Genomic DNA, 11,352 nt, shown 5'->3' on the forward strand with positions numbered 1-11,352 from the left:
ATCGCAAGCTGGCCGGTCAAGCCGCAGATCGTGATCGGCGAGGCCGAGAGGCGCACCGCCTTCCGGATCGCGCACGCTGCGCTGGCGAAATCCGGCACGGTCACGCTGGAGCTGGCGCTGTCGGGCATTCCGATGGTGACGGCCTATCGCGTCGGCGCCATCGAGGCCTTCATCCTGCGCCGCGCGATCCGCGTCTCCTCGGTGATCCTTGCCAATCTCGTGATCGGTGAGGACGTCATTCCGGAGTTCTTGCAGGAGGACTGCACGCCGGAGAAACTGGCGCCCGCGCTGGCCGAAGTGCTGACGGAGACGCTGCTGCGCAAGCGGCAAGTCGAAGCCTTCGCCCGGCTCGACACCACCATGTCGACCGGCAACAAGTCGCCGAGCGTGCTCGCCGCCGACGTCGTTCTCGCGACGATGCGGAAGGGGCGGCGGTAGACGACGGTCTTGTAGGGTGGGCAAAGCGAAAGCGTGCCCACCGTGCCTTTCTCGGTGGCGGAGAGATAGTGGGCACGCTGCGCTTTGCCCACCCTACGATACTCTTCCGGATCACGCTCTAACCCAAGCCGCCGTCGACCTGAAAACACTGGCGCGTGATGCGCTGGCTCTCATCGGAGGCGAGGTACAGCGCCATGTTGGCGATGTCGTCGGGCGTCACTGCATCGGGAATCGCCTGACGCGTGCGAATCTCGGCGATGGTCTGCTCGTCGGGATACCACAACCGGCGCTGGCGTTCGGTGATCACCATGCCGGGCGCAATCGCGTTGACGCGGATGCGGTCGGGACCGACCAGCCGCGCCAGTGAGTTGGTAAAGCCGACGATCGCCGCCTTTGCCGCGGCGTAGACCGGCAGCGCCGGCCCGCCGCGCATCCAGGCGATCGACGACATGTTGATGATCGAGCCGCCGCCGCGCGCCTGCATCTGCGGCACGACTGCTTGTGCGGCGAAGAAGACGTGCTTGAGGTTGACGCCGATCATCCAGTCGAACTCGGATGGCGTCACCTCGGCCAGCACCTGGCGCCGGTCGTTGGCGGCGTTGTTGACGAGGACCGCGGCGTCGCCGAGCGACCGGTGGACCTGCGCGATTGCGGCGCGCAAGGCGTCGATGTCCAGGAGGTCGCAGGGCACGAACAGTGGTGCCGTGCCGGATGCGGCCGCCACCTCTGCCACCAGCGATCCGCCGGCCGCCTCGTCGATATCGAGGAACGCGACGCGGGCGCCCTGGCCTGCGAAGGCGCGCACGAAGGCGGCACCGATGCCGCTGGCGCCACCGGTGATCAGCACCACGCGGTCCGCGAGGCCGGCATAGCTCGTCTGGGTCATGCGATCAGTCGCTCCGTCTCGGGGTCGAACAGGCAAAGGCGACGGGTATCGAGGGCAAAGGARGCGGCGGCACCCGGCGTCGGGCGAATGTCCGGCGAGATGCGCGCCTGTGCGGGCTCGCCGCCAAGCCGCAGCAGGACGATGGTCTCCGCGCCAGTGGGCTCGACGAGCTCGACTGGCGCGGTGACGATGACAGGCGGGCCCTCGGCTCCGGAGAACACGCGGTCGCCCTCGGCGATGCATTCGGGCCTGATCCCGAGCACCACCTCGCGGCCGACATACGACGCCGCCGCGTCGTAGCTCTGCAGGCGGAGACGGACCTCGTCCGGACGGCCTGCGCCGATCACCACGACGGGTCCGCCAGCGTCGGCCTCGAGACGGGCCGGCATAGTGTTCATCGGCGGCGAGCCCATGAAGCGGGCGACGAACAGATTGGCCGGGTATCGGTAGATTGTGTCAGGGTCGGCGAATTGCTGCACGACGCCCCGATGCATCACGGCGATGCGGGTTGCCATCGTCATCGCCTCGATCTGGTCGTGGGTGACATAGATGATGGTGGCCCCAATGCGCTGGTGCAGCCGCTTGATCTCCATGCGCATCTCGACGCGCAGCTTGGCATCGAGATTGGAGAGCGGCTCGTCGAACAGGAAGAGCAGGGGATCGCGCACCAGGGCGCGCCCCATCGCCACGCGCTGGCGCTGGCCGCCGGACAGTTGCGACGGCTTGCGGGCGAGCAGCGGTTCGATCTGGAGCAGCCTGGCGACGTTCGCCAGCGCTTTCTCCTGCTCCGCCTTGGCTATGCCTCGGCATTCCATGCCGAAGGTGATGTTCTGGCGCACCGTCATCGACGGATAGAGCGCGTAGGACTGGAACACCATGGCGATGTCGCGGTCCTTGGGCGGGACGTCGTTGACGACGCGCCCGCCGATCTCGATGGTGCCGTCGCTCGCGCGATCGAGCCCGGCGACGATGTTGAGCAGCGTGGACTTGCCGCAGCCGGATGGCCCGACCAGCACGGTGAATTCGCCGCTCTCGATATCGAGGTCGATGCCCTTCAGCACCTCCAGATTGGCGTAGCGCTTGGACAGGGCGCGAATGCTCAGTGCGGCCATGACACATCCATCATTTCACGGCCCCGGCAGTGAGGCCGCGTACGAAATACCTGCCGCCAAAGAGATAGATCAGCAGAGTGGGGAGCGCTGCGATGATCACCGCAGCGCTCTGCACACCATGCTTGGGGATATCTGCGACCGGGGCAGACAGTGCGATGAGCGCGGCTGTGACGGGCTGTTGCTGGCCGGTCGTGAATGTCACGCCATAGAGGAACTCGTTCCAGATATGGGTGAACTGCCAGATCACGGTGACGATCAGGATCGGCGAGGAGAGTGGCAGGATGATGCGCCAGAAAATGCGGAAGAACCCGGCGCCRTCGATSYGCGCGGCCCTGATCAGTTCTTGGGGAATTGCGACATAGTAGTTTCGGCAGAACAAAACGGTGAAGGAGAGGCCCTGGATCGTGTGGATCAGCACGAGACCCGACAGCGTGTTGATCAGCCCGATGTCCCGCAGCACGATGGTCCAGGGCAGCAGGCGCATCTGCTGAGGCAAGAAGAGGCCGAGGGTGACGATACCGTAGATCCAGTTATCGCCGCGAAAACGCCAGAGCGACACGGCATAGCCGGCGACGGCACCGAGCAGCGTCGAGAAGATCGTCGCAGGGATCGTGATGAGCGCTGAGTTCAACATGTAGGGCCGGATGCCGGCGCAGGTCTCGGCGAGGCAGAAACCGCTCCAGGCCAGGGCGTAGTTGCCCCAGGCCCAGTGTTGCGGCCAGCCGATCATCGAACTCTGTGCGATCTCCTCATTGGTCCGGAGCGAGTTCAGCACGACGATAACCAGCGGCGCGAGATAGGCGGCCGCGAACAATGTTACGACGAGATAGATCAGAATCCGGCTTGGGGCGAAGCTTCGGTCACGCATGGGCAGCCTGCCGTCGCCGGACATAACGCCACGCTGCATAGGGCAGCAGCACTGCGAGAAGGATGAGCAACATCAGTACCGCTGCCGCCGCGCCCCGGCCGAGCTGGTTACGCTGGAACATCAAATCGTAGACGACGAGGGCCGGCAGCTGGGTCGCGATTCCCGGCCCGCCATTGGTGAGTGCGCGGACGAGGTCGAACGCCGAGATCGCGAACTGCAACTGGACAACGACGACCGTGATGGTGATCGGCCAGAGCGTAGGCAAAATGACGCGCCAATAGGTTCGGATCGGCCCGGCGCCGTCGATCTGCGCGGCCCTGATGATGTCGGCGTCGACCGACCGAAGGCCGGCAAGGAAGAGGGCCATGGCGAAGCCCGAAGATTGCCAGATCGCCGCGATGACAATGGTCCAGATCGCCATGTCGCGGTTGACCAGCCAGTCGAAGTGGAAGGAGGTCCAGCCGAGGTCATGGACAAGCTTCTCGATGCCGATGCTGGGATTGAGCAGCCAGCTCCAAACCGTGCCGGTGACGACGAACGACACCGCCAGCGGGTACAGGAAGATGGTCCGCAGCACGTTCTCAGCCCGAATGCGCTGATCGAGCAGGATCGCGAGCAGGAGGCCGGTTATCAGACTGAGCAGCACGAAAGCGATGCCGAACAGCAGCAGATTGTCGAAAGCGATCTGCCAGTTCCGCGACGCCAGGACCGCACTGTAGTTGCGCAGGCCCACCCAACCCGAGACCGGAATAAGAGTGGAGGGCGTGAATGAAATCCAGATTGTCCAGATCGAAAACGAAATGAGGTGCGCTGCGGACAACAGCAGCGGCACCCAGATCACCAGATATTCGGGCAGCCGGCGCACCATCTCAGAGGTCGCCGACCGGCCCGTTGCCCTCGAAGCGGTGTGGGTCAACGCGCCCCCTCGACGGCGTCGGCGAGGCGGGTGACGGCCTCCTCAGGCTTGATCGTCTTGTTCTTCGCGTATTCGGTGAACACGTCGATCATCGCAGCTGTCAGGCCGTTTTCCTGTGCCATGTTGTGCGCGAGGCTCAGGACGGCCTGATTGTTGGCCACGGCATCCTTGAGTGCGGCTGCGGTTCGCCGTTGACCATCCGACCAGCCCTCACCGGACAGATCGACATCGGTGCGCACGGGGATCGATCCCGTGATCTGCGAATACATGGTCTGGATCGCCGGATCCATGACGAGCTGGGCCATCAACATCTGGCCGGCCTGGAGATCCGCCTCCTTGCGCTGCCAGAAGATGAAGGCATCGGCATTCAACAGGAACACAGGCTTGCCATTGTCGCTGGGGCCCGGCGCGATCACGAAGTCGTCGAACTTGAAACCGGCGTTGCGCAACACGCCCTGCGCCCACCCGCCCATGATCATCATGCCCATGTCGCCGTCGACGAAGCGCTTCAAGTTGGTGGCATAGGGTTGGGCGCCGACATTGGGGTCCATCCAGTTGGTGATCTTGCGCATCTGTGCGAAGGCAGCCTTGATCTCGGGACCCTCCAGGGCCTTCTTGTCGAGATTCATGATGGCTGTGCGGTATGCAGCAGGACTGATGCCGGCGAGCGAGGCCTCGAATTTTTGACCATCGTCGGCGCGGGTGCCACCGTTCGCGACGGGATATGTGACACCGCTTGATTTCATCTTTTCGGCAAGATCGTTGAAGTCGGCCCAGGTGACCGGGATCTTGTCGGCCTTGGCCTTGTCCATCGCGCGCTTGGAGAGGAACAGCATGTTGGTGCTGTAGATCTGCAACGGCAGCGCGATCCACTTGCCGCCCGGCTTGTGCAATTTCGCGAGGTCCGGCGCGACAACCTTCTCGTAACCTGCCGCAGCGACGACGGCGTCGAGATCGACGGTCGGGGCGATCTTCGACCAGGCCGCAATCTCGGGGCCCTTGAGCTGCGAGCAGGCCGGCGGATCGCCGGCAATGATCTGAGCGCGCAGCTTGTTCATCATCTCGGTGGTGAACCCGGGGACGGGCGAGTGCTGCCAGACCCCTCCTTTCTCCTCGAATTTCTTGCCGAGCGCCGTGATGGCCGCCCCGTCGCTGCCGGCGGACCATTGCGAGATCGCGGTCAGGCGCGGCTTGACCGCGCCTTGGGCGCGGGCAAATGCCGGCAGCGSGAGCGCGGCAGCAGATCCAGCGAGCAGACGGCGCCTTGTTGTTGTGATCGGCATGGCAAGTTCCTCCCGGTGTGAACTCTTTTGCGCGAGAGCCGCGCAGCTTCAGTGCATTTCAGGCGGCCTCCGTCGATGCGGCGGGCATGCCGCCGCGGCAAGCGAGGCAGAAGGCAGCGAACGCCAGCGCGGCCCGCGGATCGTTGCCGTTCGACGGCGGCACGAAAGCGAGCGATACCTGCGCATGCTGAGGGCCGCCGAGCAGGCTGGCGTCGACGCCGTCGACCAGAGCCTTCCGATCGTCCTCCGCAAGCAGCGACGGCCAGCCGCTGATTGCAACGCCGCGGCATGGCTTGACGTTCAGCGTGTTGCCGATCGCAAGCCCGAGTCGGAACAGCCGCCGGCGCAGTTCCTGGCGAACGCGCGCCGAGAGCGGGATCGCGGTCACCCAATCGTTGCCGAGCTGAAGCAATTCGGCTTCGGAAACACCAAGGAGCTCGGCCAGGGCGGGGAGCGACGTATAGGCTTCGACGCAGCCGTGATGGCCGCAGCGGCAACGCGGTCCGTCGGTGCCGAACACCATGTGGCCGAGTTCGACCGGCTGGAGGGCATCGGCCTCGGTCGGATCGTCCACCCAGGTGCCTGCGACGCCCTGGCCGACGAAGACGAATAGATGCGCGCCACTGAACGGATAGTTCTCCCTGCGGCAGCGATGAAAGGTGGCGTGGGCGACGACCGAATTGGTGAACTCGACCGGCACGCCGGCAAACAGCTGGGCGAGCGTGGCGCTGATGCGCCCGACGTCGCAGGGGATGATCGGATTGGTCGATATGCTCAGCCGGCCGAGGCCCGGRATGGAGACGCCGATCTGTGCAAGCGTGATGCGGCGGCGCCGCGTCCAGTCACGCAGCAATGTCAGCGCCTCGCGAAACACCCGGCCGACGGACTCGATTGTGGGCTTTTCCGGCAGCGCCACCCGCTCCGTATAGTGCAGCTCGCCCGACAAGGTCCCAACGCCGACGCTCAGCCACTGGCCGGTCAGCTCGACGGCCGCAAGCGCCACCGAACCATCGAGCGACACGAGGCCCGTCGGGCCACCGACGTAAGGGGCAGGGCGGCGCACCTCCTCGATCAGGCCTTCGGCCTTCAGATCAAACAGGATGCGCGACAGGCTCGCTTCCGACAAGCGCACGGCCTTGGCCAGAGGCGGGCGAAACGAACCACCCGACTGAAGCAGATGAGTCAAAATGGCAGCGCGCGTCTGCCGCCGACTTCTCGGCTGCTCCGGCATTTCCATCCCTATCGTCATTCTTACTTACTGTAAGAATTTGCGCGCGGAGCGTTTCGCCTGTCAAGGCGCTTGGTGCGCGATAYATCGACTTGTTGTTGTGCGCGGCAGCAAGATCGGATCCCAATCTACGCGCGACGTCACTGCTTTGGCCGTCGGCAGCGCACCGCTCACGCAAGACGCACGACGTCGATGATGATCCGTTTGCGGTTGTCCGGGTCGACCAGGACAGGCAACTCGTTCCCGACGGCGGTTCGGTTCTCGCGGCGGCTCGAGCTGCTGAACGACATGCGCGTGACCGCTTCCCAACCCGTTCCGCCGTTGGGGTCGTTCACCGCGAGGGCAATGTCCCACGTYCCGCCCGGCGCGCTGCTCGGTTGCACCTCGTGTGCGATCAACACCTTCGCCGTGGTCGGGACCAGGCCGAGGGCTGCGGCGCCGCCGGCAAGCGCAATCTCCATCTGCTGCGGCGTCAGGCCGTTGACCAGAGCCGACGACGATGCCGAGTGCTCCACCTCGCGCCAGACGCGGGGAAACGGCCGGTGTCCGGACGTGTCGGCCTGCTGCTCGCCGCGCAAATGCTCAGCGAGCCTTTCGGCGGCTTCGCGCCCGGTCGGCACCAGATCCCATTCGATCCTGAACCGCGTGGGATCAGCAAGGTCCACGGTAACAGGAAGCACCGTCCCGGGGTGCGGCCATTTCGGTTTGGGTACATCATACCCGCTGTATCGCACCGCAGTCGCTGCGACGCGCTCCGCGGTGATGATCCCGTCAATGTCGCATCTGGGATGAAGCACCATCTCGCCGGCCGCATCGGGGAACGTCGAACAGGCCACGACCTGCAACCATCCATCCACCGGGTTCGTGATCCGCATCCGCTCGCCCTGCGCTTTGCTCGCTGGTCTCGGCATCCTGCCAAACAAAAACGGCGCCATCGTGAGATGGCGCCGTCTCGAAAGCCGTGTTGGCTAAAGCCTTACTTGCGATCCTTGATCGCGACGTAGTCGCGGCGAGTGACGCCGGTGTAGAGCTGGCGCGGACGGCCGATCTTCTGCTGCGGATCCTCGATCATCTCGCTCCACTGGCTGATCCAGCCGACGGTGCGGGCGACCGCGAACAGCACGGTGAACATCGAGACCGGGAAGCCCATCGCCTTCAGCGTGATGCCCGAATAGAAGTCGACGTTCGGGTAGAGCTTGCGGTCGATGAAGTACTGGTCGCTGAGCGCGATCTTCTCGAGCTCCATCGCCACCTTCAGCATCGGATCGTCGCCATGGCCGGTCTCCTTGAGCACGGCGTGACACATCTTCTGCATGATCTTGGCGCGGGGATCGTAGTTCTTGTAGACGCGATGACCGAAGCCCATCAGGCGGACTTCGCTGTTCTTGTCCTTCACCTTGGCGATGAACTCGGGGATCTTGTCCACGCTGCCGATCTCGGCGAGCATCGCGAGCGCGGCTTCGTTGGCGCCGCCATGCGCCGGGCCCCAGAGGCAGGCGATGCCGGCGGCGATGCAGGCGAACGGGTTGGCACCGGAGGAGCCGGCGATGCGCACCGTCGAGGTCGAGGCGTTCTGCTCGTGGTCGGCGTGCAGGATGAAGATCTTGTCCAGCGCGTCAGCGAGCACCGGATTGATCTTGTACTCCTCGCACGGCACGGCGAAGCACATGTGCAGGAAGTTCTCGGCGAACTTCAGCGAGTTCTTCGGATACACGAAGGGCTGGCCGATCGTGTATTTGTAGGCCATCGCCGCCAGCGTCGGGATCTTCGCGATCATCCGCATCGACGCGATCATGCGCTGCTTCGGATCGTTGATGTCGGTGGAGTCGTGATAGAACGCGGCGAGCGCGCCGACGGAAGCCACCATTACGGCCATCGGATGGGCGTCGCGGCGGAAGCCCTGGAAGAAGCGGGCCATCTGCTCGTGCACCATCGTGTGATGGATCACGCGATCGTCGAAATCCTTCTTCTGCGCGGCGGTGGGCAGGTTCCCGTAGAGCAGCAGGTAGCAGGTCTCCAGGAAGTCGCCGTTCTCGGCGAGCTGCTCGATCGGATAGCCGCGGTATTCCAGCACGCCCGCGTCGCCGTCGATATAGGTGATCTTGGACTGGCAGCTCGCGGTGGAAGTGAAGCCCGGGTCGTAGGTGAACAGGCCCGACTGGCCGTAGAGCTTGCCGATATCGATGACATCAGGCCCGACGCTGCCGCTGTGGATCGGGAGATCGTAGTTCTTGTTTCCGACCGTCAGCGTGGCGGTCTTATTGCTTGCTTTTGCGTCCATCGTAGGTCCCCGATGTATGGTGAAACGGGCCGGACCCGGAAGGCCCCGATGACATGGTGGGGGCAGGCCGGATGTTCCAGAAGGTACGGGGGAGATGGGTATATTATTGCTGTGTGCGCTGCAAGATGGCGCCGCGCATGCTCGACTTACGTCTAGCCTAGTCCTTGCCTAGTCCTTGGCCTGATCCTTGAGCCGGCCCAAACTTTCCTGGCGTCCCAGCACGTCCAAAACCTCAAATATACCAGGCGACGTCGTCCGTCCGGTCAGCGCGGCCCGCAAGGGTTGTGCGACCGCGCCAAGCTTGAGACTATTTTCCTCGGCAAAGGCGCGCAGCGCGGCTTCCGTCGTGGCGCCGCTCCATGTCTCGACATTCTCCAGCGCGGAATGAAGCTGGCCGATCAGCTTGCGGTTCTCGGGCGTCAGCAGCGCCTGCGCCTTGGGATCAAGCTCCAGCGGCCGGTCGGCGAAGATGAAATAGGCGCTGTCGATCAGCTCGATCAGCGTCTTGGCGCGCTCCTTCAGGGCCGGCATGGCCTTGAGAAGCTGCGCGCGCGTGGTGTCGTTTAACTTGGCCTTAAGCTCGTCGCGGCTGGGCACGACGTGGTCCAGCACGTCCTCGAACATCTTCACGAGTGATTGATCGTCGGCGTGGCGGATGTAATGGCCGTTGAGGTTTTCCAGCTTGGCAAAGTCGAAGCGAGCGGCGGCGCGGCCGACGCTGGCGAGGTCGAACGCGGCGATCATCTCCTCGGTCGAGAAGATCTCCTGGTCGCCATGGCTCCAGCCGAGGCGGACGAGGTAGTTGCGGAGTGCGGCCGGGAGGTATCCCATGGCGCGATAGGCATCGACGCCGAGCGCACCGTGGCGCTTCGACAGCTTCGAGCCGTCCGGGCCGTGGATCAGGGGGATGTGGGACATGCTCGGCAGCGCCCAGCCCATCGCATCATAGATCTGCTTCTGGCGGGCGGCGTTGATCAGATGGTCGTCGCCGCGGATGACATGGGTGACGCCCATGTCGTGGTCGTCGACCACCACTGCGAGCATGTAGGTCGGGTTGCCATCGCCGCGCAAAAGGACGAGGTCGTCGAGGTTCTCGTTCTGCCAGACCACGCGGCCCTGGACCTGGTCCTCGATCACGGTCTCGCCGGTCTGCGGCGCGCGCAGGCGGATGGTGGGCTTGACGTCGGCTGGGGCCGTGGCCGGGTCGCGGTCCCGCCACATGCCGTCATAAAGGCGGGTGCGGCCCTCCGCGCGCGCCTTCTCGCGCATGGCGGTGAGCTCCTCGGCGGTGGCGTAGCAGCGATAGGCCTTGCCGTCGGCGAGCAGCTGCTCGGCGACCTCGCGGTGGCGGGCGGCGCGGCTGAACTGGTAGATGACGTCGCCATCCCAGCCGAGCTCGAGCCACTTCAATCCGTCGAGGATGGCGCCGATCGCGGCCTCGGTGGAGCGCTCCCGGTCGGTGTCCTCGATCCGGAGCAGCATCTTGCCGCCATGCTTCTTGGCATAGAGCCAGTTGAACAGCGCCGTGCGGGCGCCCCCGATGTGGAGGAAGCCGGTCGGGGAGGGAGCAAAGCGGGTGACGACGGAATCGGTCATTCTTGGCAGGGCCTATGCATTGGAAGCGGTGGTGTATAGCAGGACCAGAGCATAACTAAAGCCCGACGGCGGACCTGCCGGGCCTTGCTTAAGCTCTTGGCTCGGCCACGCGAATTTGGCAGAAGGACCGCTGATTTCCCTACAGGATTTTCGGATGAGCACAGAACCGGTGGCGACTGAGGTTGGGCGCGATTTCATTCGCGACATCATCCAGGCCGACCTCGACCAGGCCAAGTACAAGGAAATCGTGACCCGGTTCCCGCCGGAGCCCAACGGCTACCTGCATATCGGCCACGCCAAGTCGATCGCGCTCAATTTCGGCATCGCCCAGGAGTTTCCGGGCCGCTGCCATCTGCGCTTCGACGACACCAATCCGGTCAAGGAAGAGCAGGAATATATCGATTCCATCCAGGCCGACGTGCGCTGGCTCGGCTTCGATTGGGGCAAGAACCTGTTCTTCGCCTCGGACTATTTCGACCGCCTGTACGAATGGGCGGAGACGCTGATCCGCGACGGGCTCGCCTATGTCGACGACCAGACCCAGGAGGAAATCCGCACCTCCCGCGGCACGTTGACCGAGCCCGGCAAGAACTCGCCGTTCCGCGACCGCAGCGTGGACGAGAACCTCGACCTGTTCCGCCGCATGAAGGCGGGCGAATTCCCCAACGGCGCGCGTGTGCTGCGGGCCAAGATCGACATGGAAGCGGGCAACATCAATCTGCGCGATCCCGTGCTGTACCGCAT

At 64.5% G+C, this 11,352-nt stretch carries 11 protein-coding genes; 2 read left to right on the top strand and 9 right to left on the bottom strand.

The features are described 5' to 3' along the window. A partial coding sequence (locus tag AC1D00_RS10230) for a glycosyltransferase family protein (RefSeq protein WP_477010581.1) occupies nucleotides 1-438 on the top strand: 438 nt, incomplete at its 5' end. A gap of 118 nt (nucleotides 439-556) precedes the next feature. Here the strand turns inward: AC1D00_RS10230 and AC1D00_RS10235 are convergent. The 9 genes from AC1D00_RS10235 to gltX form a co-directional block, all read right to left on the bottom strand. Further along, nucleotides 557-1,324 (bottom strand): SDR family NAD(P)-dependent oxidoreductase, encoded by a 768-nt coding sequence (locus AC1D00_RS10235; RefSeq protein WP_477010582.1) that lies wholly within the window; start codon nucleotides 1,322-1,324, stop codon nucleotides 557-559. After that, nucleotides 1,321-2,436: an ABC transporter ATP-binding protein gene (locus AC1D00_RS10240; RefSeq protein ID WP_477010583.1), complete on the bottom strand. Its 1,116-nt coding sequence runs from the start codon at nucleotides 2,434-2,436 to the stop codon at nucleotides 1,321-1,323. Before AC1D00_RS10240 ends, AC1D00_RS10235 begins: the two co-directional genes overlap by 4 nt. 10 nt (nucleotides 2,437-2,446) lie before the next feature. Further along, on the bottom strand, nucleotides 2,447-3,304 hold the full coding sequence (locus AC1D00_RS10245) for a carbohydrate ABC transporter permease (protein ID WP_477010584.1): 858 nt from the start codon (nucleotides 3,302-3,304) through the stop codon (nucleotides 2,447-2,449). Then, the gene (locus AC1D00_RS10250) at nucleotides 3,297-4,172 is read right to left on the bottom strand and encodes a carbohydrate ABC transporter permease (protein ID WP_477010585.1); all 876 of its coding nucleotides are present in this window, start codon (nucleotides 4,170-4,172) and stop codon (nucleotides 3,297-3,299) included. The genes AC1D00_RS10245 and AC1D00_RS10250 overlap by 8 nt, the downstream gene beginning before the upstream one ends. A gap of 44 nt (nucleotides 4,173-4,216) precedes the next feature. After that, nucleotides 4,217-5,503, bottom strand: a complete 1,287-nt coding sequence (locus tag AC1D00_RS10255) for an ABC transporter substrate-binding protein (protein ID WP_477010586.1) — start codon at nucleotides 5,501-5,503, stop codon at nucleotides 4,217-4,219. Nucleotides 5,504-5,561: 58 nt separating this feature from the next. Further along, the gene (locus AC1D00_RS10260) at nucleotides 5,562-6,740 is read right to left on the bottom strand and encodes an ROK family transcriptional regulator (RefSeq protein WP_477010589.1); all 1,179 of its coding nucleotides are present in this window, start codon (nucleotides 6,738-6,740) and stop codon (nucleotides 5,562-5,564) included. Nucleotides 6,741-6,901: 161 nt separating this feature from the next. Continuing rightward, nucleotides 6,902-7,606 (bottom strand): hypothetical protein, encoded by a 705-nt coding sequence (locus AC1D00_RS10265; protein ID WP_477010587.1) that lies wholly within the window; start codon nucleotides 7,604-7,606, stop codon nucleotides 6,902-6,904. A 101-nt stretch (nucleotides 7,607-7,707) separates the two neighbouring features. Next, nucleotides 7,708-9,012: a citrate synthase gene (gene gltA, locus AC1D00_RS10270; protein ID WP_011087607.1), complete on the bottom strand. Its 1,305-nt coding sequence runs from the start codon at nucleotides 9,010-9,012 to the stop codon at nucleotides 7,708-7,710. Nucleotides 9,013-9,180: 168 nt separating this feature from the next. After that, nucleotides 9,181-10,608: a glutamate--tRNA ligase gene (gene gltX / locus AC1D00_RS10275; RefSeq protein WP_135175963.1), complete on the bottom strand. Its 1,428-nt coding sequence runs from the start codon at nucleotides 10,606-10,608 to the stop codon at nucleotides 9,181-9,183. Nucleotides 10,609-10,762: 154 nt separating this feature from the next. Here gltX and AC1D00_RS10280 point away from each other — a divergent pair. Then, nucleotides 10,763-11,352: glutamate--tRNA ligase family protein (locus AC1D00_RS10280; RefSeq protein ID WP_477010588.1), on the top strand; the 590-nt coding region annotated here is incomplete at its 3' end.

Source organism: Bradyrhizobium sp. P2_E8 (genome assembly GCF_056403875.1).

Excerpts from the sequence above, each read along its gene's own strand:
- AC1D00_RS10235 (WP_477010582.1), bottom strand. The coding sequence starts at position 1,324 with ATGACCCAGACGAGCTATGCCGGCCTCGCGGACCGCGTGGTGCTGATC.
- AC1D00_RS10250 (WP_477010585.1), bottom strand. The coding sequence starts at position 4,172 with ATGGTGCGCCGGCTGCCCGAATATCTGGTGATCTGGGTGCCGCTGCTG.
- gltA (WP_011087607.1), bottom strand. The coding sequence starts at position 9,012 with ATGGACGCAAAAGCAAGCAATAAGACCGCCACGCTGACGGTCGGAAAC.
- gltX (WP_135175963.1), bottom strand. The coding sequence starts at position 10,608 with ATGACCGATTCCGTCGTCACCCGCTTTGCTCCCTCCCCGACCGGCTTC.